The following is a 25,073-nucleotide window of genomic DNA, read 5'->3' on the forward strand; positions in this document are numbered from 1 at the left end:
TGGCCGGGGCAAGTGGTCAGTAGCGGTGGCCGGGCCAGTGCGGGTCCTCGTATCGCTGGCGGCCGTTGACCCCGAGCAGCCGTACGCAGTGCAGCAGGTCCTCGGACGCGCCGACGGCGCGGAGGCGGGCCGGGGCGTGGCGGACGAACCAGGCGGTGAACTCGACGCGGATCTCGTCCTCGTTCTCCCAGGGGTACCAGGGGAGTTGGTCCCCGAGCAGGTCGTACTCCCACTGCGCCACGGTCTCGGCCAGATGCTGATCGGCCAGGTGGCCGGCCTGCTCCTGCCAGAAGCGGAGCCAGGGAGTCGGCGTGCCGGATGCTTCGGTGCACAGGACGAGGAGATCGGGGACGGGCACGGCGGGGGACGGATCGGCGAGCGCGCACGCCCACCACGCGTGGAGAAATTCCTCAACTGCCTTGGCCTGAGGGGTGTTCCACTGCTTCCAGTGCCCGAGAGCGAAGCAACGGCCGACCATCTCCCAACCGAAGAGCGGCTCTATCAGGCCGCTTGTGAGGGCGGTGGTGAACTGGGGGAGAATGCGGCGCAGTACGGATGCGTGGTCACGCCAGTCGACGGCTGACCAGGTGCGCTCGAGAAGGTCGGGATCCAATTCCGTGTCGGGCGTCTTGAGTTGTGCGAGATCTTCCGCACTGCCCCAGTGGCATTCGCAGTTGGATTCGTCCGGGTGGGCCGTCATTCCGCGGAAGGTGACGGCCACGTTGTCCAGCGCGGCGTGAAGGCGGGATCGCGCGCGGGCGAGGTCCGGGTGGGTCATGAGACGGGGCCTTAAAGGACTCCGGGAGCTTCCGCCGCCCGAAGATCATCACCCTACCCGAACCGTCGCCAGGTCATCGCGGTCTTTTATTCTGTGCAGGCCTTCTGTGCAGGCCTTCGGCGCGGGTCTTCGGTACGGGCTTTCGGTACGGGCGGGGGTCAGGCCAGCGGCAGCGGGGCTCCGTGTTCGTCCGGAGTGCGCGGCCCGAGGATGCGGCGTTCGTCCGCGCGGATGGGGGTGTCGTTGATGCTCGCCTCACGTCGCCGCATCAGCCCGTCGGCGTCGAATTCCCACAGCTCGTTGCCGTACGAGCGCCAGTGCGCGCCGGCCGCGTCCCGCCATTCGTACTGGAAGCGAACGGCGATCCGGTCGTCGGTGAAGGACCACAGCTCCTTGCGCAACGCGTAGTCGAGTTCTCTGCGCCATTTCTGGGTGAGGAAGCGGCGGATCTCCTCGCGGCCCGTCACGAAGGTGTCGCGGTTGCGCCAGATCGAATCGGGTGTGTAGGCGAGGGCGACGCGGTCCGGGTCGCAGGTGTTCCAGGCGTCCTCGGCGGCCTGCACCTTGGCGCGGGCGGAGGTCTCGTCGAACGGGGGCAGGGGCGGGCGGGTCATTCGGGCCACCTCGAATTCTCTATGACAGTGACGAAGTCGGTACGGGTGAAGCCGGGGCAGAAGCGGGCCAGCACATCGGCCTTGACGTTGCCGAAGGCGGTCTGCGGGCGGTGGGCAATGCCCTCGGTAAAGGCCGTGAGGATGCGGCGCTTGAAGTCGGGGCGCGGGTGCGCGGCCACGACCGCCTCCCGCTGCTCGTCGGTGATCTCCTCGAAACCGAGGCCCAGGACGTCGAGTTCGACGCCCGCGGTCGTCAGCGCGACCTCGGGGTCCATACGGTCGGGGATCTGCGGGGTGGTGTGCAGGGCGATCGCCGTCCAGGCCACCTGTGCGCCGTGGGGCGGCAGGCCGTGCCGGAGCAGGAAGGCGCGGGCCGCGTCCGCGCCGTCGAGTTCGAAGCGCTGCTGCGAGGCGGCGTACTGCTCGGTGAGGCCGAGGTCGTGGAAGAGGGCCGCTACGTAGAGGAGTTCGGGGTCGAAGGTCAGGCCGCGGTGGCGGCCGCGCAGGGCGCCGAAGAGGTAGACGCGGCGTGAGTGGTCGTACAGCAGCTCTCCCGCGGTGTCGCGGACGAGTTCGGTCGCTTCCCGGGCGAGTGCGCTGTCGGGGATGGCGACGCCGGCGATGTGCGTGGGCACGGGCGGTCCTCCTCCTTTGGTCGGATGGGCGGGCGGCTGAGCGCTCGGGCGGTCGGTCGGGCGCTCGCTCGGACGCTCGGTCGGTCGGGTTCGGGTGCCGCGGCCGTGGTGTTCGGGTGCTGTGGCTCCGCCAGCGTGCCGCCCGCGCCACGCTCCCCGCCATGTCCATCTGGCCAGCGATCCCACACATTCGGACACGGTACGGAGCTAACCTGGAGGTATGCGTACGCCCCGCCGCCCCAGCGCGAACCGCAGCCCGCGCACCCCGGCCCGCAGCATCGTCGTGCTCGCCTTCGACGGCGTGCGCCTGCTGGATGTGACGGCTCCGCTGGAGGTGTTCTCCACCGCGGCCGCACTGGGCGCCCGTTACGACATCACCCTGCTGTCGCCCGAGGGCGGCCCGGTGACCACCGCGGCGGGCACCCGGCTGCTGACCGACCCCGTCGGCGACCACCACGAACGCATCCACACACTGGTGGTCCCCGGCTCACCCGGCCTGCCGCAGAGCCCGCCCGCCCCCGCCCTCCTGGACGCCGTCCGCGCCCTGCACGCCCAGTCCTGGCGTACCGCCTCCGTCTGCACCGGCGCGTTCGCGCTGGCGGCCGTGGGCCTGCTCCACGGCCGCCGCGCCACCACGCACTGGCGCCACACCACGGCACTGACCCGGCTCTACCCCTCCGTCACCGTCGCCCCGGACGCGATCTTCGTACGCGACGGCCGGATCCACACCTCGGCGGGCGTCAGCGCCGGGCTCGACCTGGCCCTGGCTCTGGTGGAGGCCGACGAGGGCCCGGACCTGGCCCGCGAAGTCGCCCGTGACCTGGTGGTCTTCCTGCAACGACCGGGCGGCCAGTCACAGTTCTCCGTCGCCGCCCGCACCCCCGCCCCACGCCACGACACCCTCGCCGACCTCCTGAAGTCGATCGTGGCGGACCCGGCGGCGGACCACTCCCTACCGGCGCTGGCCCGCCGCGCCGGGCTCAGCGCCCGCCACCTCACCCGCCTCTTCCGAGACCAGATCGGCGACACCCCCGCCGGCTATGTGGAATCGGTACGCCTGGAGGCCGCGCAGGCCCTCCTGGACGCGGGCGAGTCCGTCACCCAGGCCGCCCAGCACAGCGGCCTGGGCAGCGACGAAACCCTGCGCCGCGTCTTCCTGCGCCACCTCGGGGTGACCCCGTCCGCGTACCGCGCGCGCTTCCGCAGCGCTACGCCGACGGGCGCGGCGTAAGCCAGAGTCACCGTAAGGGAAATCGGGGCGGAAGGACCTGCCGCTAGTCCGCGATAAAAGGGGCGTATCCGCGCGGGACCTCGCTGACTTGCAAGCCTCATGGCCGATGAGGCGGTCGTCCAAAGAGACACGCCAGGTCTCGGGCGGCACCGACGACTCGCACCGGGCCTCGACGCAGTATCTGAAGAGATAGCGCAGACAGGCGGGCTCGATACCGGTACGGGGGTCCGCCGTCGCGTGAACCACCTTCTGCTGCCGGCCTTGTGGCGTCAGCAGGGGGGCGGGCCGGGGCCGGGGCTGACTTGATCGTCGGGGTGGTGGGGGAAAGGATCGACGAGACGTGTCGGCCTGTGCGGCCGGCGGCGCACGAGAAGGACGAGGTGGGGCGGGATGAGTGAGCACGGCCGGCGACGGCGTCACCGTACGGTGGACCGGGTCGCGTGGATCCTGGAGGCCGCCGCGCGGGCGCCGGGCGGGGTGACCGTGGCCGAGTTGGCGCGGGCGGTCGAGGCGCCGGCGAGTTCGGTGCAGGATCTGGTCAACGGCCTGGTCGCGACCGGTTTTCTGCTGGAACAGCACCGGCGCTTCCGGCTCGGGCCCGCCCCGCACGTCCTCAATCTCATCGCCGGCCGGATCGTGCCGCGGATCAGCCAGGCCGAGCTCAATGAACTGAGCCGCGTCGCGGGTACCCCGGTGCTGCTCACGGTGCGGGTCGGCCTCGACGCCGTACACCTCGCGCGCGGCGGCGAGGACGAGATTCCCCGCCTCGTGCCGCTCGCCGACGAGCACATGGCCCGGCCGCTGCTGCGTACCGCCGCGGGCCGTCTGCTGCTGGCCTTCACCGACGAGGCGGAGCGCCGCGGGCTGCTCGACGAGCTCGCCCGCCACGACCCCGAGGCGGTCGCCGAGTTCCGCCGCGCTCTTCCGGCGATCCGCGCGTCGCGGATCAGCCGCAGCGAGGGCCTGGCCGACCCGGAGGTCAGCGCGCTCGCGATCCCCGTCACCGACGGACCCGTCGTCACGGGCGCCCTGGTACTCATGCACCGGCGCCGCGGCCGCTCGGAGCGGCTGAGTCTGGACCGGGCGGCGGCCCGGCTCCTCGCGCACATCCAGGAGAGGCGGACGTGACGTCCGCATCGATTCACGGATATCCGTGAATGCGGGCGCCCGTGCAGTGCCGGGAACGAGCATCCCGGCATGACTTCGAACACGCCCACCACCACGACCGATTCGACGCCGACGCCGCCCACCGGCGAGATCGTCTCCCGGCTGCTGCACACCCTCGGCGACCCCGATCCGGCCCGGGGAGCCGAGGACATCACCGTCGTCGGGGCCGATCCCCTGGTGCCCTCGGTGCACCGCCTCGCCGATGCCATGTCGGCCGCGATCGGGGTCTTCGGGCGGCAGACGGCAGCGGTCGGCGAACAGCGCGGCCACCCGCACCAGAGGGTTCAGGTGCAGGCCGGGGCCGCGATCGACCAGCTCATGGCGACGTATCACACGACGCTCTCGGGGCGCCCGCTCGACGCTCTCCTCGACGATCCGACGCTGCTCGGCAACAACGACTTCTACCGGGTCCGCGACGGCCGGTGGATCTTCATCATCACCACCTATCCGCATCTGCGGGACGCGGTCCACTCCGTGCTCAGGTGCGGGCTCGACAAGGTGGGGATCGCGCAGGCCGCGGCCGACTGGGACGCCTTCACGCTGGAGGAGGCCATCTGCGCGCGCGGCGGCGTCGCCTGCGTGGTGCGCAGCCGGGACGAGTGGCTCGCGCACCCTGCCGGGCGGTATGTCGCGCAGCGCCCGGTCGTCGAGATCGAACGTGTCGGAGACGGACCGGCCCGGCCTCTGGAACCGATCGGCGAGGCCGACGAAGCACTCGCGGGCGTACGGGTGCTCGATCTCACCCATGTCATCGCGGGTCCCGTCGCGACGCGACTCCTCGCCCAGTTCGGCGCCGATGTGCTGCACCTGTCGCGCCCCGACCGCCCCGACCCGATCCCGATGATCGCGATGACCGGCGGCGGCAAGCGCAACGCCTACTGCGACCTGCGCGACGATCACGACCGCGCGGCCTTTTACGACGCGCTCCAGAACGCGGACGTCTTCGCGCACGCCTACCGGGGACTTGCCCGGCACGGGGCGTCGACCGAGGAACTCGTCCGGCGCCGCCCCGGACTGATCACCCTCGAATACCATGCCTGGGGAGCTGAAGGGCCCTGGGGTGAACGCGGTGGGTTCGACCAACTCGCCTGCTCGGCAACCGGATTCGCCGTCGAGGAGTGGACCGACCGGCCGTCCCTGCCGCCGACGTACCTGCTCAATGACTACCTCGCCGCGTACCTCGGGGCCGCCGCCGTGGCAACGGTCCTGCGCCGACGTGCGACGGAGGGCGGCTCCTGGCGGATCCGCGTGACCCTGGCCGGGGTGTGCCACTGGGTGCGGGAACTCGGACTCCTCGCGCGGGAGGACGTCATCGACTTGCCCCGGCCCGGGCGTACGCCGCTCGCCGCGCTGTCGACCACCGGGACCGACTTCGGACCGCTCACCGAACCGGCGACACCCTTCGTGTACAGCGGGCGCACGGTCCCCCAGCCCGGCCGGCGTTCCCCGCTCGGGTCCGCTGCGCTCCAGTGGCAATACAGCTAGGGCCTGTCGTCGAAGTCCCGTCTGCCTGACGGGCGAACGACGGGACTTCGACGACAGGCCCTAGGTCACCGCCACGGCACCTTCCAGGCCGCCGGCGAGCCGTCGGCGGTGGCGGTGGCGGTGGGCAACGGCCCGAACGCAGGCCTCAAGCGCCGCCGCTCGAACGCCGTCACCGCAACCGCCTTCCTGGACGGACCCCACCTCGCCGTCATCTTCACCTCGTGAGTGAGCCGCCCCGGCATGGCACCCAATGTCCGCTGGTCGGTGAGCCGCCCTGGCACGGCACCAAGTGTCCGCTGGTCAGTGAGCCGCCCCGGCACGACACCAACTGTCCGCCCCCCCCGTACCGCACTACCGTTCGCCCGCCCCGCCCGATACCCCAGGAGGCACCGCAAGATGTCCGAGACGATCTCCGAGACACCGGGCGGCCCGTCCGGCCGCGGGCTCCTTGCCGGAGTCCGCGTCATCGAACTCGCCAGCGTGATCATGGCCCCGTACGCCGCCCAGCAACTCGGCGACCTCGGCGCGGACGTGATCAAGGTCGAGCCGCCCACGGGCGACATGACGCGCCACTACCCGCCGCGTCGCCACCCCGGCATGGGCGGCCCGGCACTCAACCTGAACCGCAACAAGCGCAGTGCCGCCATCGACCTCAAGGCCCCGCACGGCCGCGATGCCCTGCTCGCCCTGCTGCGCACCGCCGACGTCTTCATCACCAACCTGCGCCCGCAGGCCCTGGACAGGCTCCGCCTCGGCTACGACGACGTCGCGTCCGTCAATCCCGGCCTGATCTACGCGGGCGCCCAGGGCTTCCGCAGCGACAGCCGCTACGGCACCCACGCCGCCTACGACGACATCATCCAGGCGGCCAGCGGCCTGGTCTGGCTCAACCACCAGGTCTGCGGCCAACCGCACTACGTTCCCACGGTGCTGGCCGACAAGATCTGCGGCATGCAGATCGCCCAGTCGGTACTGGCCGCGCTGCACTACCGGGAGCACGGCGGCACCGGCCAGTACATCGAGGTCCCGATGGCCGACACCATGCTCGCCTTCAACCTGGTCGAGCACCTGGGCGCGGCCGCCCTGGAGGCCGACGGGGAGTTCGGCTCGGCCCGCTCGCTCAGCCCCGAGCGCCGTGCCCTGCGTACCGCCGACGGCTGGATGTGCATCCTGCCGCACAGCGACCGCAACTGGCGGGACTTCACCGCCTTCGTGGGCCGCCCCGAACTGGCCGCCGATCCGCGCTTCGCCACCGGCCCCGACCGGGCCCGCAACGCCGACCAGTTCTATCCGCTGCTCGCTGAGCTGACGCCGCTGCACACCAGCGCCGACTGGCAGGAGTTCTGCGACCGGGCGGGCATCGCCGCCGCCCCGGTGCTCGACCTGGCCTCCGCCGCCACCACCGCCTACGCCCAGGAGGGCGGCCTGCTGTACGAGGCCGAGCACCCCACCGAGGGCCGCTACCGGGTCATCGGCAGCCCGGTGCGCTACTCGGCCGACCCCGAGCCGCGGCTGCGCCCCTGCCCGGCCATAGGCCAGCACACCGACGAGGTCCTTGGCGAAGTCGGCTTCGACCCCTGCCTGCTGTACCCCGCGAACTGACCGAATTCCCGTACCAGGAACGCATATCCACCGCCGATACACCGAACCGGAAGCGAATAAGCCATGTCTCCTTCGACGCTTTCAGCGATCGCATTCCCCGATGTCGCCCTGCCCGAATCGGCCCGCCGGCTCCGCACCGAGGTCCGCGCGTTTCTCGACGAGGAGCGCGCCCGCGGCACCGTGCTCGGCCGCCCCGACTCCTGGCTGGCCGGCTGGGACTCCGACTTCAGCCGCCGCCTGGCCGGGCGGGGCTGGGTCGGCATGGCCCTGCCGATCGCGTACGGCGGCGCGGGCCGCGGCTTCCTGGAGCGCTACGTGGTGATCGAGGAACTGCTCGCGGCCGGCGCCCCGGTCAGCGCCCACTGGGTCTCCGACCGGCAAGCCGGCCCGTCCATCCTCCAGCACGGCACCGAGGAGCAGCGCCGCTTCTTCCTGCCGAGGATCGCCGCCGGGCAGTGCTTCTTCTCCATCGGCATGAGCGAGAAGGGCAGCGGTTCCGATCTGGCCTCGGTCGCCACCCGCGCCGAACGCACCGCCGACGGCTGGCGGCTGACCGGCACCAAGATGTGGACCGGCGGCGCCCACGTCAACGACTACGCCATTGTCCTGGCCCGCACCGACGACGCCGAGGACAAGCACGCCGGTCTCAGCCAGTTCGTCGTCGACCTGCGCGCTCCGGGCGTCAGGGTCGAGCCGATCCGGCTGATGAGCGGCGAACACCGCTTCAACGCCTGCCACTTCGAAGGTGTCCACGTCCCCGACGGCATGCTGCTCGGACAGCGGGGCGACGGCTGGAAGCAGGTCACCGGCGAACTCGCCTTCGAGCGCAGCGGCCCGGAGCGCTACCTGTCCACCTTCCCCCTGCTGGTCTCCTTGCTCCGCGAACTGGAGCAGCGCTCGGCCACGGTCGAACAGCTCACCCAGGTCGGCATCCTGACGGCCCGTCTGCACAGCATCCGCCGGCTGTCTCTCGGCGTGGCCGCGGCCCTGGACGCCGGAGCCTCGCCCGACACCCAGGCCGCCCTGGTCAAGGACCTGGGCACCCGCCTGGAGGGCACGCTGGTCGAGACCGTCCGCAGCATCCTGCCGACCCCGGCCGATCCACATGCCACCCCCGGCACCCACCCCGAACTCCTCGCCTTCGCCCTGCTGCACAGCCCCGGCTACACGCTGCGCGGCGGCACCAACGAAATTCTTCGCGGCATCATCACCCGTGGTCTGGAGCAGCACTGATGAACACCCACACGATCGACACCAGCGCCCCCGTCATCTCCGCCGACGCCTACGACACCACCGCCTTCTATGCCGATGCGGACGCCGTCTCCACCGTCACCAACACCACCGCCCCCGACGCCGTGGCCCTCCCGTCCCGCGGCGCCTGCACCGCCCAACTCCTCGCCGCCGCCCAGGAAGCAGGACGCCGCGCCGTCCCCGCCCCGCTCGCCGAGACCGCCCTGGTCGCCCGCCCCCTGCTGCGCCGCGCCGGCCTCGCCGTGCCCGACGGCCCGCTCAGCTACGCCATCGCCCCCGAGCTGACGATCCGCTACGCACACCCGGCCGCCTCGCCCGTCGGCTCGGCCGGCTGCCTGGGTGACGACAACACCCTGCTGGTCACCGGCACCCTGCGCCGCGTCCCCTGGGCCCGCGCCGCCACCGCCGTGGTCGTCCTGGCCGCCGCGCCCTTCGGCCCCGCCCTGTTCACCCTCACCCCCGACCAGGCCGTCCTCACCCCCGGTGCCAACCTCGCCGAGGAACCCCGCGACGACCTGCACCTCGCCGCCCTGGAGATCCCCGCCTCCCACGTCCGCCGGATCTCCGCCGAACTGCTCGACGAGGCCCGGCTCCGCGCGGCCCTGGCCCGCTCCGCCCTGATCGCCGGAGCCGCCGAACGCTGCGTCGGCCTGACGGTCGCCCACACCACCGCCCGCACCCAGTTCGGCCGACCGCTCAGCCGCTTCCAGGCCGTCAAGCAGGAAGAAGCGCGGCTGATCGAGGAAGCCGCCTTGGTCCGCGCCGTGGTTGAGGCCGCCGCCGTCCCGCTGGACACCGGCGGCCCCGCCGCGCACTTCGCCGTAGCCGCCGCCAAGACCCAGGCATCCGCCTCGGCCGCCGAGATCGCCCGCATCGCCCACCAGCTGCACGGCGCCATCGGCATCACCCGGCTCAACCCGCTCCACCTCGCCACCACCCGCCTGTGGTCCTGGCGCGACGAAGACGGCGACGAAGCCTATTGGGCACCCCGCCTCGCCCAGCCCCTCACCGCCACCACCCTGTGGCCCGCCCTCACCACCACACCCTGACCCCTCCGTATGGGGATCAACTACGGCCTGAACAAGGTACGTTTCCCCGCCACCTTCCCGGCCGGCTCGCGACCGCGCGCCAAAGCGCGGCTCGCCGAGGTCACCGAGCAGACCGGTGGTCTGCAATTGGTGACCGAGGTGACGGTCGAACGCGAGGGCGGGACGAAGCCGGTCTGCGTCGCGGAGATCGTCAGCGTCTCCTACGAGTGATCCGCCTCTTCCGCGCGGACCAGGCGGCGTCTACCGGTCTTGAGCGAGTTCGTAGAGCTCAGCGAAGAGCCCGCCCTGGTCCATGAGAGCCAGGAATCTCGTCCATGTCCGCAGTGTCTGGAAGGGCGGTGACGTCGCGGATCCGTTGTCGCTCCCTCCCCGTGGACTCGTCCCGTCCGGCCCTGGTGTGACGAAGGAGCAGGTCGAGTCCGCACGGGAGAGCGGGCTGAACGCGCACGCGGAACGCCGGAGAAAGGGGCTCCTGAAGCGGGAGGCTCAGGGGCTGCACGATCGGACGCTCGACAGATTCCGGGCGGGCGAGTACAGCCCCTCCATGCATGTGGACCACTATGTGAACCAGCCGGACGAGCTGCGTCACCCCGAGTTCGCGCGTCAGCAGCAGCTCATCGAGAAGAATCCCGAGCACTTCCAGGGGCAGGGAAAGAAGAGCCGCCACGAGATGATGCGGGTCGCGAACCGGCAGAACTTCACGCAGGCACGCGTCCTCCTCTCCGAGAGCCACATGCTGAACCCGAAGAGCGGCATCGAGATTATTCGGCACACCACCTTGGGAGAAGGGCTGCGTGTGAAGTACGAGAAGCTGCTGGATAAGCATGCCGCTGGCCTTTTCGAGAAGAAGAAGGCCTCGGAGGCGAAGGCTTCGGGGGCGAAGGCTTCGGAGGCGAAGGCCGCTTCATCGGGCGGGGGCAGGTAGGAGATCCGCGGCCAGGATTGCCAGCAGTTCCTTCGGTGCGTCGATGAAGTGGTAGTGCCCTCCGTCCAGTTGGTGGAAGGCCGTCGGGCCGCAGGCCGACCAGCCGGTCATGAGGGACGGGGGAATGCCGGTGTCCTCGGTCCAGCCGATGGCGGTGATGGGGGAGGGCAGGCAGAAGGGCTCGGGTACGTGGTAGCGCTTGTTCATGTCGACGTCACGGCGCAGGACGCCCAGGTAGAGCGCGAGCAGACTCGGCTCCAGGGTGCCGCCGAGTTCGGCGACGAGGTGGCACAGCTCGGCGGCGAGTTCGTCGTCGGTCATGTCGAGGAAGCGGCCGTACGGGCCGTCCTGGGGTGCCACTTCGGCCGAGACGAAGAGCCGGGTGGGGGCGGGGAGGCCCTTTCGGACGAGGCGTACGGCGGTTTCGTACGCCGCGAGTGCGGAGCCGCAGTGGCCGAACAGCCCGTAGGGGCGGTCCAGGTAGGGCAGCAGCGCTTCGGCGAGGTCGTCGGCCATCGCCTCGTAGGTGGAGTACGCCGCCTCGCGCATCCGGTTCTCGCGGCCGGGCAGCTGTACGGGGCAGACCTCGACGCCGTCGATCGACGCCGGCCAGTGGCGGTACATGCTCGCGCCGCACCCCGAATAGGGCAGGCAGAACAGGCGCGCGGGCGCTACGGGCGAGGGCTCGCGCAGGAACCATTTGTTGCGGGCAGGGGGAGCTGGGGCGTTCACGGGGGGCCTTTCGCGTATGGCGGCGGTCGCTTCCTAGCGGGCGCGGGCGGTGAGGGGCAGATGGGTGTAGCCGGCGATGATGTTGGAGCGCATGCGGCGCGGGGTGCCGGTGAGGTGGAAGTCGGTGAAGCGGCCGAGGAGTTCGGTGAACAGGATCCGTAGCGCTACGCGTGCGACGGTGTGGCCGATGCAGTAGTGCGCGCCGACGCCGAAAGCGATGTGCTTGTTGGGCCTGCGCCGGATGTCGAAGGTGTCCGGGTCGGGGAAGACGGTCTCGTCACGGTTGGCCGAGCCGAGCCAGACGACGACCGCGCTGCCCGCCGGGATCGGCACACCCCGCAGTTCCACGTCGCGGGTGGTGTGGCGCATGAAGTGCTGGGTGGGCGAGGCCCAGCGCAGCGCCTCCTCCACGCCGCTGGTGAGCAGCTGCGGGTGGGCCGCCCAGTCGTCGAGGACCGGGGTCCCGGCCAGTTCCACCATGGCCGCACTCGGGGGCTGGGCGGTCGTGACGGTCGCGCCGAGCAGCAGGCTGTAGCAGTTGGAGACGATCTCGCCCGGCGACAGCCGCCGCCCGTCCAGCTCCATCGTCAGCAGCACACTGATCAGGTCGTCACCCGGTGAGCGCCGCCGCTCGGTGACGATGTCCTGGAAGTAGGCGAAGAGTTCACGATGGGCCGTCACCAGCGTGGCCCGCGCTCCGGCGCCGAGCTGGAACTCGGGGTCGTCGGCCGCGATGCACGCGTGGGTGAGCCGGACCAGCCGCGGCCAGTCCTGCTCGGGCAGCGCCATCATCGTGCCGATCACCGCCATCGGCATCGCGGCCATGGCCACGGCGAAGTCGAACGGGCCGCCGTCGGCCAGCGGGGCGAGCAGCTCGACGATGACGCGGCGGATCTCCTCCCGGTCGTTGTCCACCGCCTTGATCGACAGGGCCTGTTGCAGCGGGCCGCGCAGCCGGGTGTGCTGCGGCGGATCGGTCGCCGCCATCTGCCTGCCGCCCGCTGGGTCGCCCTTGCCCAGGAGATTGAGCAGCGTGCCCTGTTCGGAGGTGAAGGTGGCGTGGTCGCGCAGCACCCGGTTGGCCTCGGCGTACCCGACGACCGACCAGTAGCCGATGTCGCGGACCGGCTGCCAGCTCACCGGGGCATGGCGGCGCAGCTGACGCCACACCGCGTGGGCCCCGTCCCCCTGGTGGAGGCCGGGGTCGATCAGATCGACCTGTTGCGCCGCGGTGACCGGGCACCGCGTGGCCGGAGGAGTCATGAGGAGTGTCCCTCCCGCGGTCCGTCGGCCACCGGCTCCGCAGGCTCGCCCGCACCCGGCGTCGGCATCTGTGCGGCGACCGCCGTGGCCAACTCCGCGACGGTCGGCGACAGATACAGGGTCTGGGCGGGGATGTCCACGTCGAATGCGCGCTGGACGGCGACCAGCAGGTCGGTGGCCAGCAGCGAGTGTCCGCCGAGGTCGAAGAAGTCGTCCTCGACCCCGATCGGCTCGACACCGAGCAGTTCGCCCCACAGCTCGGCCAGCCGCAGCTGCACCGCGGTATCGGGCGCGACGAACTCGTTGGCCACATTCCGCGGCACGCGCGTAGCGGTGGGCAGCGCCCGGCGGTCGATCTTGCCGTTGCGGTTCAGCGGCAGCTCGGGCCGGATGAGGATGGCCCAAGGGATCAGATAGCCGGGCAGTCTGCCGCGCAGTTCCTGGCGCAGTTGCCGGCCGAGGTGGAGCGAGCGGTGCACGTCGGGATCGGTGGGCACCACATAGCCCAGCAACCGGGTGCCGCCGGCCGGATCGGCCTGCGGCAGCACGACCGCGTGCCGCACCTGGTCCAGCCGCTCCAACTCGGCCTCCACGGCCCGTGGTTCGGCCCGATAGCCCTGCACCTTGACCTGCTCGTCCGCGCGCCCGACGAACTCCAGCGTGCCCTCGTCCGTCCAGCGCACCAGGTCACCGGTCCTGTACATCCTGGCCCCCGGCTCCGCCCCGGACGGATCGGGCAGGAACCGCTCGGCGGTGGCGCCGGGGCGGCCCAGATAGCCGCGCGCCAGCCCCGCCCCGGCCGCGTACAACTCACCGCACTCGCCCGGCGGTACGGGCCGCAGCTCGCTGTCGAGCACCGCGACCCGGGTCCCGCTGACCGGGCCGCCGATCGGCACGCTCTGCCGCGGCGCGAGGGCGCTGCTCGTCCAGCACGTCGTGTACGTGGTGTTCTCGGTCGGCCCGTACCCGTTGGTGAAGACCAGGCCCGGGTACGTGGCCAGCAGCCGCTCGACATGGCTCGGCGAGGCCACATCACCCCCGGTGAGGACGTGCCGTACGGCGGCGAACGCGTCCAGGTGCGAGCCCACCATCTGATGGAACAGCCCGGTCGTCAGCAGCAGCACACTCACGCCCTCGGCGCGGACCGTGCGCGCCACCTCCTCCAGTACGAGCGCACCCGGCGGGAAGACGACCAGGCGGCAGCCGTTGACCAGCGGTGCCCAGATCTCCAGCGTGGAGGCGTCGAAGGCGACCGGCGCGATGTGGAAGAAGACGTCGCCGGAGCGGATCTCCATCCAGTCCGCGCCCCGCACCAGGCGGTCCCCCCCCCGGGCCGCCACGGCGACGCCCTTGGGCTCCCCGGTGGACCCCGAGGTGTAGCTGATGTACGCGAGCCGGTCCGGGTGGGAGGGGAAGGCCGCAGGCGCCGGCTCGGCGCCCTGCCGCGGGGACGGGCCGTCCTCCCGTACCGCGAGGATCCCGTCGGGTACCCGGTCCCGCAGCGCCTCTTCGACGATCACCCTGCGCACACCGGCGTCCTGGAGCAGCAGCTCGTGCCGGTTCGGCGGGTCGTCCGGTTCCAGCCCGAGGTACGCCCCGCCCGCGATGAGCACGGCGAGCAGCGCCACGATCAGCTCCGGCGACCGCCGTACGAGCACCCCGACGACATCCTCCTGCGCCATCCCGGCCGCCCGCAGCCGCGCGGCGAGCTGGTGGGCGCGGTCGTAGAGCTGCTGGTACGTCAGGGTCTGCCCGTCGCAGGTGACCGCGGGCGCGTGCGGGGCCCGCCGCGCCTGCTCGGCGACCAGCTCATCAATGGCCCGTGCCTCCAACGGCGGCCGGCCGCTGCCGGTGAACCCCGGAATATCGGTGGTAAAGGCCGTCTTGGTCAACTGCTTCCCACTTTCCTGTCCTGATCTGTCCCCGTCGGGGTCGTACGCACCCAGCTCGCGGCGGCCCGGGCCAGTACGGTCCCGTCGTGCCGGAAGAGTGCGGTGGTGCAGGTGAGGACGCGTCCGTCGCCGGGTACGCCGCGGCCGACCACGACGACGGGCTCACCGACGCGCGGGAGGGCCGAGACCCGGGCGGTCATCCGGCCGAGCAGCAGCGGGCTGCGCAGCGGGTCGAGGGTCCAGCCGCCCGGGCAGTCCAGCGCCGCCCACACCAGCTCCTCGGCAACCGCTCCCGTCCCGTCGCCGCAGGCCGCGTCCGGCGTCCAGACACACGCGACCTGATCCGCCGGCCCGGGCGCCGGGCCCGGAGCCAGCCGCAGTCCGTCCCGGTGATCGGGACCGCACACGAAGCAGGTGGGGAAGAGATGGGCCCGGGCGCCCGCGTAATGGCGCATGGCCTGCTCCGCGACGGCAGGCGGCACGAACGTCACCGGGGCGGCCACCGATGGTTGGGGTGACGCGGTCGCGATGAGGTCGCCGCCGTGCCAGACATGGACGCGCTTGCTGGTCCGGGACAGCCGCAGGTCGGCCCCCAGCGGCGGCGGGGCGTGCAGCTGCACCACGAGATCGCCGTCGGCCGCCAGCAGTTCGCGCGCCCGCGCCGCGACGAGCCCCGATACGTAACCGCCGTTGGCGCTGTCCGGCGGGCCGTTGTAGCGGCGGTCGACACGCAGGGTGCGGTGCGCGGCGCCACCGGGCGCGGCCACCGCCTCAGACCGCGGGGACATGGAAGAAGGTGTCCCGCGAGGAGAAGCGGCCCTGCGGCGTCATCCGGAAGAAGTCCGCGAACCGCAGCTCTACCCGGCCGCCGTCGTGCAGTACGCCGCGGAAGTGGCCGTGCACCGCTATCGCGCCGTCGGCCGCGACCACGGTGGCCAGGGTGTGCTCGCCCGTACGGATCACCCGCTGGTCGCGGTAGAAGCGCTCCAGTTCGGCGTGCCCGACCATCGGCCGGTAACCGGGCCGGTGGTAGTGCGCGTCCGGGGTGAACAGCGCGACCAGACCGGGCACATCTCCGGCGTCGACGAGCTGGTAGTAGCGGCGGACCTGGGACACGGCCAGCGCTTCCGCCGCCGGAGTGCCCTCGGAATCGGGGACGGTGTGGACCATTACGAACTGCTCCCTGTGATCGCTGTCCGAGCTGGGGTGCGCCGTGAGAGATCCGGTACGGCCTGGGCGTCCGGGGCGCTGTCGAGCGCCGCGGCCAGCCGGGCCGGCGTCGGTGCCTGGAACAGGGCGCCCAGGGTGAGTTCACGGCCGAACCTCACCCGCACCCGGTTGATCAGCCGGGTGGCCAGCAGGGACGTGCCGCCCAGCGTGAAGAAACCGTCGTCGACGGCCACTTGAGGTATCTGGAGCACCTCGGCGAACAGCGCGCACACGGCCTGCTCCACCGGAGTCCTCGGGCGCTGCCCGCACGGTGCGGGTGCGCTGTCCGGCGTCGGCAGCGCGGCGCGGTCGATCTTTCCGCGTCGCGTCAGGGGAAAGCTGTCCAGCGGGACGAACACCGAGGGCACCATGTAGTCGGGCAGCACCGCGGTGGCGTGCTCGCGCAGCGACGCCATATCGGGACCCGACTCCCCGCTCGGCACGATGTAGCCGATCAGCCGCTTGGTGCCCGAGGCCTCCGTACGGGCCACCACGGTGGCCTGGGCGACACCGGGATGGCCGGCGAGCACCGCCTCGATCTCGCCCAGCTCGATACGGAAACCATGAAGTTTGACCTGGTCATCGGCCCGGCCGAGGAACTCCAGTTCGCCCTCGGGACTCCAGCGCACCACATCGCCGGTGCGGTACATCCGCTCGCCCGGCTCGCCGAACGGGCACGGCAGGAACTGCTGCGCGGTGAGCCGCGGATTGCCGAGGTACCCCCGCGCCACCCCGACACCGGCGACGTACAGCACTCCGGCCACCCCCGGCGGCACCGGCGCCAGCGCCTGGTCCAGCACGTACACCCGCCGGTTGTCCACCGGCCGCCCCAGGGGCACGACGTCGGGCACGGCCCGTCCGGGGCGCAGTACCCGGCGCGTGGTGAACGTGGCGGCCTCGGTCGGGCCGTACCCGGCGATGACCGCGGAGTCCGGACACTCCTTGAGCACCCGCCGTACCGCATCGGCCGGCACGATGTCCCCGCCGGTCCACACCTGGGCGACCTGTGCCAGCGAGCCGGGGGACTCCTCGGCGAACACCCGGAACAGCCCGGCCGTCAGCCACAGCGCGCTGACCCGGTGACCGACGAGGAGCCGGTGATAGGCCGCGAGATCCAGCTCGCCGGGCGGGGCCATGACGACCTGGCCCCCGTTGAGCAGCGGCACCCACCACTCGTAGGTCGAGGCGTCGAAGGCGTGCGGGGAATGTGCGAGGACCCGCGGGCCGCCCGCCTCGCCCTGCCAACACCGTTGCGCGGTAAGGCTGATGACGTTGCGGTGGCTCAGGGCCACGCCCTTCGGGGTGCCGGTGGAACCCGAGGTGTACAGGACGCACGCCAGGTGGTCCGGGCGCAGCTTAACGGCGGGATCGGTGTCCGGCTCCTCGGTGAGGGAGGGGTCGGCGTCGACGACAACGACCGGTATGCCGCAGGCGAGTTCATGGTCCTGAGTGGCCCGGTGAGTGAGCAGCGCCGCCGCGCGGGTCTCGCGCAGGACGTGCCGCAGGCGGGCCACCGGCGAGCGGGCGTCCAGCGGTACGTAGGCGCCGCCGGCCTTGCTGATCGCCAGAACCGCCACCACGACGTCGACGGAGCGCTCCATGAGAACGGCCACCGTGCTCTCGTCACGTATGCCCAACGAGGCGAGTCGGTGGGCCAGTTGGTTGGCGCGGGCGTTCAGCTCGGCGTACGAAAGGGTGGTGTCACCGAAGGTCACGGCGGTCGCATCGGGAGTGCGCGCGACCCAGGCCGCGAAGGCCTGCGGCACGGTCGTGTACGGCAGCGGCTGGGTGGTGCGGTTGGCCGCCACGATCGTCCGGTGCCGCTCCTCGGGGGTGAGGATGTCCGGAGCACCGATCGGCAGATCGGCTCCGGCGGCCGTGACGGAGTCCAGGAAGCGCAGGAACCGCTGGTGGTGGGCGGCGAGTTCGGCCTCGGAGTACAGCGCCGGGTTCGCGTCCAGGTCGATGCGCGGACGGGTGCCGTCGGACCGGTCGTAGACGGAGAACGAGAGATCCTCGACCGGCCCGTTGGACAGGTTGTGGGCGGTGGCCCGCAGGCCGGCGAACTCCAGGTGGTAGTAGAAGGACATGATGTTGGCGACGGGGCCGAACAGCACCCGCTCCGAGGGGTCCTGGCCCAGCTCCCTGTGCAGGTCCTCGCTGCGGTAGCGCTGGTGCTCGCGCAGCGCGCCGATCTCCGCGGCCGTCTGCCGTACGAGCGCGGACAGGGGCATTTCGGGACGTACCCGCAGCCGCAGCGGCACCACATTCGCCGCCATGCCGGGGATGGCGAGCGCGCAGGACTCCGTGCGCCCGGTCACCGGCATGCTCAGCACGACATCCCGCTCGCCGCTGAGGCGGTGGAGATACGCGGCGACCACCGCGATCACGGCCGTGGGCCAGCTCGCACCGGCGTGCTGTGCGCTGCGCCGCAACGCGGCCACGGTGGCCGCGGACAGGCTGCTCGTACGCCGCAGGAAGCCGTCCGAGGCCGGAGCCGAGCGGCCGGCGAGGCAGACGGGATCAGGGCGGCCGTCCAGCCGCGATGCCCAGAACTCCCGGTCCTGGTCGTGCTGTTGGGAGGTCTGGTAGTCGGCGTCGTGTGCCAGCAGCAGGCTCAGCGGTCCGAAGCCCGGTCCCGTGCTGTGCCTGCCCTCGACCAGCCGGGTGTAGGTCTTGGCCACCCGCCGGGCGATCAGCGACATGCTGAAACCGTCGGCGACGATGTGGTGGGCGCGTTGGTACCACAGGAAGCGGTCCGGCGTGATCTGGAACAGGGCGTGGCAGAACAGCGGGCCGCGGGTCAGCTCGACGGGTGTGGACAGGTCGGTGCGCATCCACTCCCCGGCCGCTCGCAGCGGATCAGGCGCCGAGGTGAGGTCGAGGTGGTGCACCGTCCAGTCGGGCGACGGGGTGAGGGTCTGCCGAGGGCCGTGGGCGCCCACGGTGAAGCGCACGCGCAGCGAGTCGGTCTCCTCCGCCACCCGGCGCAACGCCCGCTCGAACAGCTCCACGTCGATCCGGCCGGGGATGTCCAGGTACTCACCCGTGTTGTAGGCGGAGTTGCCGGGACGCAGATGGTGGGCGAACCAGATCCCGGACTGCGCCGACGACAGCGGCACCTCGTGTGCGGCACTCATCCGAGCTCCTCCAACGTGGCCGACAGCGCTTCGGCGAAGGCCGCGACGTGTGGCGGCGAGAGCATGTCGTGGTGGTTGCCGGGCACCTCGATGACGCTCAGCGGCTCCTGGGTGTGCTCCTGCCACAGCTTGGGAACCACCGCCGGGCCGGCGAGCGTGGGATGGGTCTCGCGGCTCGTGAACAGATGAACTGCCGTACGGAGACGTGCTGTTGAGCGGTAGCGCGGGACGGCGTCGCCGTTGGCGGTGAAGACCCGTACCATGCGCTGCACCTGTTCGCCGCGTACTCGCGCGGGGAGCCGCTCCCTGGTGTGCGCGTCGTTCAGCAGCAGCGAGATGACGTCCCGCTCATCGAGGGCTTCGACAGCGCGGGCCGGCAGCCCGGAGGCGATCGCGAACCGGGCGGCCTCGCTCGCGGCGCGGTCACCGGAACCGTCCATGGAGCCGGGCGCGCCCACGTCGACGATCCCGAGAAACTCCGGCGGCTGCCCCGCCTCCTCCAGCAGACGGGCCATCTCGAAGGCGACCAGCCCGCCGAAGGACCAGCCCGCCAGGAGAACGGGGCCGTCGGGCAGCGCCGCCCGCAGCTCCCTCAGGTAGCGCTGCGCCTGCTCCTCGATGGTGGCCAGTGGCTGGTCATCGGAGTTGTAGCCGACGGCCTCCAGGCCGTAGACCGGCCGGTCCGCGGGGAGGAGCCCGGCCAGCTGGAGGTAGCAGCACACATCGCCGCTCTGCGGATGCACCAGGACCAGCGGCGCCTTGTGCCGCTGGCCTCTCGTAGGCCGGTCGCCTTCGGTCGGCCGGTCGCCTTCGGTCGGCCGGTCGCCTTCCGTCAGCGGAACCACGAGCTGCCGCAGCGCCGCCGACGCGCTGGGCAACTGCGCGCACAGGTCCTCGACGGTGGGATGACGGAACACCGTATTGAGAGGTACGGCGACGCCCAGCTCCCGCCGGATCGCCTCCATCAGCTCGACCGCGCTGAGCGAATGCCCGCCCAGCTCGAAGAAGTTGTCCCGCACCCCGACCTGCGGGGCGCCGATCACCCGCGCCCAGATCCTGGTCATCCGCAGCTCCAGCAGATCCCGTGGCGGCAGTACGCACACCTCGCGGCCGCGCCGGGCGGGAGCGGGCAGGGCCTGGCGATCCACCTTTCCGTTCGTGGTCAGCGGGATCCGGTCCAGTGCGGTGAGCGTCGCGGGCACCATGTACTCCGGCAGGGTCTCGCCCAGCGAGCGCCGCAGGGCCGCCGGATCACCGGGCCGGTCCTGCCACACCACGTAACCGGCCAGCTCGGTGTCCTTCCCGCTGCCCCGCACCGTCACCGCCGCCCTGGCGACACCGGGCTGCGCACACAGCGCGCTCTCGATCTCGCCGAGCTCGATGCGATACCCGCGGATCTTCACCTGCTCATCGGTCCGGCCGAGGAAGACCAGGGTGCCGTCCGGCAGATACCGCGCCAGGTCACCGGTCCGGTACAGCCGCTTGCCCCTGCTGAACGGGTCGGGTACGAACCGTTCGGCGGTCAGCCCCGGCCGGTTGGCGTAGCCCCGGGTGACGCCGACGCCGCCGATGTAGATCTCACCCGGTACGCCCACCGGCACCGGGGAACCGGCCCGGTCCAGCAGATAGATCCGCAGGTTGCCCAGCGGGCGGCCGATGGGTACGGACCCGCCCGGGCGGTGCAGATCCCGCTCGGCGTCCACCCGCCGCGTGACGCAGCCGACGGAGGCCTCGGTGGGGCCGTACCCGTTCCACAGCGTGGAGACCACACCGAGCAGACGCTCGGCCAGCTGCGGCTGCAGCGGCTCGCCCACGCAGATCGCCTGGAAGCGGCCGCCCTGCCAGCCGCTGTCCAGCAGCAGATGCCAGGTGGCGGGTGTGGCCATGAGCGTGGTGACGCCGAACGCGCGCATCATCCGAGCCAGCCGTGGACCGTCGACCGCCACCTCCGACGGGGCGATCACCACGCTCGCGCCCCAGGCCAGCGGCATGAGCACCTGGGGAACGATGACGTCGAAGGAGATCGACGCCACCGAGGCCACGACATCCGACCCGCTCAGGTCCAGCTGGCGGCCGCGTACCACCAGGTAGTTGACCACGCCCTCGTGCGGGACCGACACGGCCTTGGGGCGGCCCGTCGAACCGGAGGTGTAGATCGCGTACGCGAGATGGGCCGGCCGCGCGAGCGGCGGCAGCCGGTCCTCGGACCGGGATGCGATCAGCTGCGCCTCGGTGTCCGTCCACACGACCGCGGCGCTGCTCTCGGGCAGCCGGCCGGCCAGCGACCGCTGGGTGAGCAGCAGCGGTACGTCGGCGTCGTCGAGCATGAACGCCAGCCGCTGTGCGGGCAGGTCCGGGTCCAGCGGCAGGTAGGCGGCGCCGGACTTCAGTACGGCCAGCAGTGCCACGACCAGGTCCGTCGAGCGCGGCAGACACACGCCGACCAGACGCTCCGGGCCCGCGCCCCGCTCCCGCAGACAGCGGGCCAACTGATTGGCTCTGACGTCGAGTTCGCGGTAGGTGAGCTGCTGTTCGCCGCAGCGGACCGCTACCGCGCCGGGCGTCAGCTGGGCTTGCCGCTCGACCAGTTCGTGCACACACAGGTTCGCGGGGAAGGGCTCCTCGGTGGCATTGGCGTCCACCAGCAGCCGCTCCCGCTCGGCGTCGGTGAGCAGGTCCAGGTGCGAGACGGGGCACTCGGGGTCCTGCGACGCGCTCTCCAGCAGTCGCAGGTAGTGGCCGACCAGCCGCTGCACGCTCGCACGGTCGAACAGGCCGGTGTCGAAGGCGACGGTGCCCGTCGTGCCGGTGGGCCGGTCGGCCACCACCAGGCTCAGATCGACCTTGGCCGTACCGTTGTCGACGTCGATCTGCTCGGCCTCCACGCCCGGCAGCCGCAGCGTGGCGGCGGCGTCGGACAGGCTCGCGAACAGCACCTGGAACAGCGGGTTGCGGTCGAGGCCACGCTCCGGCCGCAGTTCCTGCACCAGGCGTTCGAAGGGGACGTCCTGGTGCGCGTAGGCGTCCACGGAAGTTTTGCGGACCCGGGCGAGCAGCTCGGAGAAGCTGGGATCGCCCGACAGATCGGTCCGGATGACCAGGGTGTTGATGAACGAACCCACCAACGGGTCGAGTTCCGGGCGAATACGGCCCGCGACCGGCGTGCCGACCGCCACATCGCTCTGGCCGCTGTAGCGGCAGAGCAGGGCCTGGAAGGCGGCGAGGAGCGTCATGAACAGCGTGCTGCCGTGCTGCTGACCCAGCAGCCGCAGCCGCTCGACCAGTACGGGAGGAATCTCGAACGTGGTCCGCTCGCCCCGGCCCGAGTGGACCGGGCCGCGCGGGCGGTCGGTCGGCAGGTCCAGCGGGGCAACGCCGGAGAGCTGGCTGCTCCAGTAGTCCAGCTGGCCTTGAAGGCGGGCGCCGGTGAGCCAGGTCCGCTGCCAGTGGGCGAAGTCCGCGTACTGGATCGCCAGGGGCGGCAGCTCGTGCTCCCGGCCCTCGGTCCGGTTGCGGTAGAAGGCCGACAGGTCGTCCCACAGCAGCGGCATCGACCAGCCGTCGACCGCGATGTGGTGGACGACCACCACCAGAAAGTGGTCGTTCTCGTCGATGCGCAGCAGCGATGCGCGCAGCAGCGGGGCGGTGGTCAGGTCGAAGGGGCGCCGGATCTCGGTGTGGACGAGGTCGAGCGCGCGCTGCTCCCGGTGCTCCACTGGCCCAACTCGCAGGTCGGACATGGCCAGTTGGAACGGCTGCGCCGGTGAGACGGAAGGGCTGGGCAGTCCGTCGCGCTCGGGGAAGACGGTACGCAGGACCTCGTGCCGGCGGATCAGGTCCGCGAAGCCGTCACCGAGGGCGGCCACGTCCAGCCGGCCGCGCAGCCGGAAGACCTCATGGACGTTGTAGAGCGCGGGGTCGTCGAGCAGGCGGTCGACCAGCCACATGCGTTCCTGGGTGAACGATGCCACCTGCGCGCCCTCGGGGCGGGGCGGCACCGTCGATTCCGTGCTGCCCGCTGCGGTGTTCTTTCGCGCCGCGCGGATGCGCTGGTCGAGCAGGGCCCGTGTGGTGGACGGTACGGGGCCGGGCCGTGCGTCCGGCTGGGGACGACTGGGCTGCGCCTTCATGGGTATTGGGCCTTTCCGGCGGGAAGCGGTGCCGCGGTGGAGGGGGCGGTGCCGAGGTCGTCCAGCAGCGCCGCGTCGATGCCGTCGGCCAGCTCCGCGACGGTGGGGTGGTAGAAGAGCAGGGCGACCGGAAGGTCCACGCCGAGTGTCCGGCTGAGCTGGGACATGACCTTGGACGCGAGCAGGGAGTGGCCGCCGAGCGCGAAGAAGTCGTCGTGCACGCCGACCGGGGCGGTAACGAGCACCTCGGTCCAGATCTCCATGACGAGCAGCTCGGTCTCGGTGGGGCCGGGCGGCTCGGTCTGGGTGGGTGGGTCGGGCTGCTCGGCCTCGGTGGGTGCGCCGGACTGTCCGGGCTGCTCGCTATCGGGCCGCGCGGCGGGGCCGTATCCGCTCGCGCGCAGTCCCTGAGGCGGCTCCCACGCCGAGATCGGCCGCTCGGGGCTGCCGAGGAGGTGGTCGAGCAGGGACAGGTAGTCCTGGGCGAGCTGGTGCACCGTGTCCCGGGAGAACAGATCGGTGGCGTAGCGGATGGCGCCGGCGAAGTGGTCGCCGCGGTCCGTCAGCGAAATCTCGATGTCGAACTTCACGATGGTGTGCGGGACCTGATGGTCGCTCACCTCAAGTCCCGGCAGGTCGGCCGGGAGCGCGGGCGGCTCGTCCAACTGGAACATGACGGTGAACAGCGGGTGCTGGCCCAGGTCGCGCTCGGGCCGCAGCTCCTCCACCAGCCGCTCGAAGGGCACGTCCTGGTGGGCGTAGGCGTCCACCGCGCCTTGGCGTACGCGGCCGAGCACCTCGGTGAAGGCGGGATCGCCGGACAGGTCGCCGCGCAGGACGAGCGTGTTGACGAAGAAGCCGATCAGTGGCTCCACCTCGATCCGGGTGCGCCCGGCGATCGGTGTCCCCACCAGCACATCGGGCTGTCCCGAGTGCCGCGCGAGCAAGACCTGGAAGGCGGCCAGCAGCGTCATGAACGGCGTCACCTCATGGGTGCGGCCCAACGCCCGTATCCGCTCGGTTAGGTGCGCAGAGATCTCGACCTCGACCTGGTCGCCCCGGCCCGACCACAGCGCGGGGCGTGGACGGTCCGTCGGGAATGCCGAACGGCAGTGACCGTCCAACTGCTTGCGCCAGTAGGTGAGCTGATCCTGCAACGCCGCTCCGGCCTGGTGCTCCCGCTGCCAGCAGGCGAAGTCCGCGTACTGGACGGGCAGTTCCGGCAGCGCGACCGGACGGCCCGCGACGGCGGCCCGGTAGGCGGCCGAGAACTCCTGCCACAGCACCGACAGCGACCAGCCGTCGGCGGCGATGTGGTGGATCACCAGCAGCAACAGGTGGTCGTCGGCGGCGGTGCGGATCAGCCGGGCCCGCAGCATCGGCGCGGTGCCCAGGTCGAAGGGGGCCGCCATGTCGGCGGCCACCAGCTCCCGCGCCCGCTCCCGGGCCTGCGCCGCCGGGAGGTGCGCCAGGTCGGACACCGCCGGTACGAACGTCTCGACCGGCTCCGTGACTTGGTACGGAGTATCGTCGGCAACGACGAGTCTGCTGCGTAACACCTCGTGCCGCCGCACGACTTCGCTCAGCGCCAGCAGCAGCGCCGCCTGGTCGAGCCGGCCCCGCAGGCGGACCGCGGCCGGGACGTTGTGATCCGGTCGCCCGGGCCGCAGCCGGTCGAGGAACCACAGCCGTTGCTGTGCGAAGGAGAGTATTGCCGGAGCATCCATGCGCCGATCAGAATCAGGCATGCGGGATTCACCTTTCACGGTGATGGAAAACTCTGCAGTAACAAAGAAAGGCCCCCGCTGATTCGCGGCTTCGCGAACAGTACGGAGGATGCTAGATCACGCCTGTCGGGCTCGGCAAGATCAAGCAGGAAAATGGGAACGTCAAGAAATATTTGTGGCACTCGGCCGGGTTTCGTGGTTAGCATCACCACGGCGGAAGCCCGGCGTCCGCGCCTCGCCAGC

At 71.6% G+C, this 25,073-nt stretch carries 18 protein-coding genes and 2 pseudogenes; 8 read left to right on the forward strand and 12 right to left on the reverse strand.

All coding sequences use genetic code 11. From position 1 onward, the window contains the following. Positions 1–16: 16 nt before the first annotated feature. The 3 genes from AC4IJH_RS13290 to AC4IJH_RS13300 all read right to left on the reverse strand — a co-directional run bounded on the left by AC4IJH_RS13290 (position 17) and on the right by AC4IJH_RS13300 (position 2,027). Positions 17–778 carry a hypothetical protein gene (locus AC4IJH_RS13290; protein ID WP_490851851.1) on the reverse strand — a complete coding sequence of 254 codons (762 nt, stop codon included), beginning with the start codon at positions 776–778 and terminating at the stop codon, positions 17–19. A 158-nt stretch (positions 779–936) separates the two neighbouring features. Then, entirely contained in the window at positions 937–1,392 is a 456-nt protein-coding gene (locus AC4IJH_RS13295) for a DUF1348 family protein (protein ID WP_490851852.1), read from the reverse strand. Then, a complete protein-coding gene (locus AC4IJH_RS13300; protein WP_490851853.1) occupies positions 1,389–2,027 on the reverse strand; it encodes an HD domain-containing protein in 639 nt (212 codons plus the stop codon). Before AC4IJH_RS13300 ends, AC4IJH_RS13295 begins: the two co-directional genes overlap by 4 nt. Positions 2,028–2,247: 220 nt before the next feature. On the opposite strand from AC4IJH_RS13300, the gene AC4IJH_RS13305 reads away from it, so the two are divergent. After that, positions 2,248–3,258: a GlxA family transcriptional regulator gene (locus AC4IJH_RS13305; RefSeq protein WP_490851854.1), complete on the forward strand. Its 1,011-nt coding sequence runs from the start codon at positions 2,248–2,250 to the stop codon at positions 3,256–3,258. Positions 3,259–3,354: 96 nt separating this feature from the next. On the opposite strand, the pseudogene AC4IJH_RS13310 reads toward AC4IJH_RS13305, so the two are convergent. Next, positions 3,355–3,504: pseudogene (locus AC4IJH_RS13310) on the reverse strand (YxiG-like protein); the annotation flags it as partial. Positions 3,505–3,648: 144 nt separating this feature from the next. Between AC4IJH_RS13310 and AC4IJH_RS13315 the strand changes: the two are divergent. The 7 genes and pseudogenes from AC4IJH_RS13315 to AC4IJH_RS13345 all read left to right on the forward strand — a co-directional run bounded on the left by AC4IJH_RS13315 (position 3,649) and on the right by AC4IJH_RS13345 (position 10,737). Continuing rightward, positions 3,649–4,386: a helix-turn-helix domain-containing protein gene (locus AC4IJH_RS13315; RefSeq protein WP_490851855.1), complete on the forward strand. Its 738-nt coding sequence runs from the start codon at positions 3,649–3,651 to the stop codon at positions 4,384–4,386. 69 nt (positions 4,387–4,455) lie between these two features. Continuing rightward, complete coding sequence (locus AC4IJH_RS13320) at positions 4,456–5,910, forward strand: CoA transferase (RefSeq protein ID WP_490851856.1); 1,455 nt, start codon at positions 4,456–4,458, stop codon at positions 5,908–5,910. A 396-nt stretch (positions 5,911–6,306) separates the two neighbouring features. Next, the gene (locus AC4IJH_RS13325; RefSeq protein ID WP_490851857.1) at positions 6,307–7,512 is read left to right on the forward strand and encodes a CaiB/BaiF CoA transferase family protein; all 1,206 of its coding nucleotides are present in this window, start codon (positions 6,307–6,309) and stop codon (positions 7,510–7,512) included. 63 nt (positions 7,513–7,575) lie between these two features. Then, entirely contained in the window at positions 7,576–8,745 is a 1,170-nt protein-coding gene (locus AC4IJH_RS13330; protein WP_490851858.1) for an acyl-CoA dehydrogenase family protein, read from the forward strand. Further along, complete coding sequence (locus AC4IJH_RS13335) at positions 8,745–9,812, forward strand: acyl-CoA dehydrogenase family protein (RefSeq protein ID WP_490851859.1); 1,068 nt, start codon at positions 8,745–8,747, stop codon at positions 9,810–9,812. The genes AC4IJH_RS13330 and AC4IJH_RS13335 overlap by 1 nt, the downstream gene beginning before the upstream one ends. A 3-nt stretch (positions 9,813–9,815) precedes the next feature. Continuing rightward, positions 9,816–10,022 (forward strand): annotated as a pseudogene (locus tag AC4IJH_RS13340) (hotdog family protein); the annotation flags it as partial. A 187-nt stretch (positions 10,023–10,209) separates the two neighbouring features. After that, positions 10,210–10,737, forward strand: a complete 528-nt coding sequence (locus tag AC4IJH_RS13345; RefSeq protein WP_490851860.1) for a hypothetical protein — start codon at positions 10,210–10,212, stop codon at positions 10,735–10,737. Here AC4IJH_RS13345 and AC4IJH_RS13350 read toward each other — a convergent pair. From AC4IJH_RS13350 to AC4IJH_RS13385, 8 genes are read right to left on the reverse strand one after another with little or no spacing between them, the layout of a single operon-like run. Next, positions 10,717–11,469, reverse strand: a complete 753-nt coding sequence (locus AC4IJH_RS13350; protein WP_490851861.1) for a thioesterase II family protein — start codon at positions 11,467–11,469, stop codon at positions 10,717–10,719. The two genes, AC4IJH_RS13345 and AC4IJH_RS13350, sit on opposite strands and share 21 nt — an antisense overlap. 33 nt (positions 11,470–11,502) lie before the next feature. Continuing rightward, positions 11,503–12,732: a cytochrome P450 gene (locus AC4IJH_RS13355; protein WP_490851862.1), complete on the reverse strand. Its 1,230-nt coding sequence runs from the start codon at positions 12,730–12,732 to the stop codon at positions 11,503–11,505. Further along, positions 12,729–14,624, reverse strand: coding sequence for an amino acid adenylation domain-containing protein (locus AC4IJH_RS13360; RefSeq protein ID WP_490851863.1), 1,896 nt, complete (start codon positions 14,622–14,624; stop codon positions 12,729–12,731). The genes AC4IJH_RS13355 and AC4IJH_RS13360 overlap by 4 nt, the downstream gene beginning before the upstream one ends. Continuing rightward, the gene (locus AC4IJH_RS13365; protein ID WP_490851864.1) at positions 14,621–15,412 is read right to left on the reverse strand and encodes a hypothetical protein; all 792 of its coding nucleotides are present in this window, start codon (positions 15,410–15,412) and stop codon (positions 14,621–14,623) included. Before AC4IJH_RS13365 ends, AC4IJH_RS13360 begins: the two co-directional genes overlap by 4 nt. Next, entirely contained in the window at positions 15,396–15,794 is a 399-nt protein-coding gene (locus AC4IJH_RS13370; RefSeq protein ID WP_490851865.1) for a nuclear transport factor 2 family protein, read from the reverse strand. Before AC4IJH_RS13370 ends, AC4IJH_RS13365 begins: the two co-directional genes overlap by 17 nt. After that, on the reverse strand, positions 15,794–18,973 hold the full coding sequence (locus AC4IJH_RS13375; RefSeq protein ID WP_490851866.1) for an amino acid adenylation domain-containing protein: 3,180 nt from the start codon (positions 18,971–18,973) through the stop codon (positions 15,794–15,796). The genes AC4IJH_RS13370 and AC4IJH_RS13375 overlap by 1 nt, the downstream gene beginning before the upstream one ends. Next, positions 18,970–23,103, reverse strand: coding sequence for a non-ribosomal peptide synthetase (locus AC4IJH_RS13380; RefSeq protein ID WP_490851867.1), 4,134 nt, complete (start codon positions 23,101–23,103; stop codon positions 18,970–18,972). Before AC4IJH_RS13380 ends, AC4IJH_RS13375 begins: the two co-directional genes overlap by 4 nt. After that, positions 23,100–24,830: a condensation domain-containing protein gene (locus AC4IJH_RS13385; protein ID WP_490851868.1), complete on the reverse strand. Its 1,731-nt coding sequence runs from the start codon at positions 24,828–24,830 to the stop codon at positions 23,100–23,102. The genes AC4IJH_RS13380 and AC4IJH_RS13385 overlap by 4 nt, the downstream gene beginning before the upstream one ends. Between the last annotated feature and the right edge of the window lie 243 nt (positions 24,831–25,073).

Source organism: Streptomyces sp. UF-297, assembly GCF_058245575.1.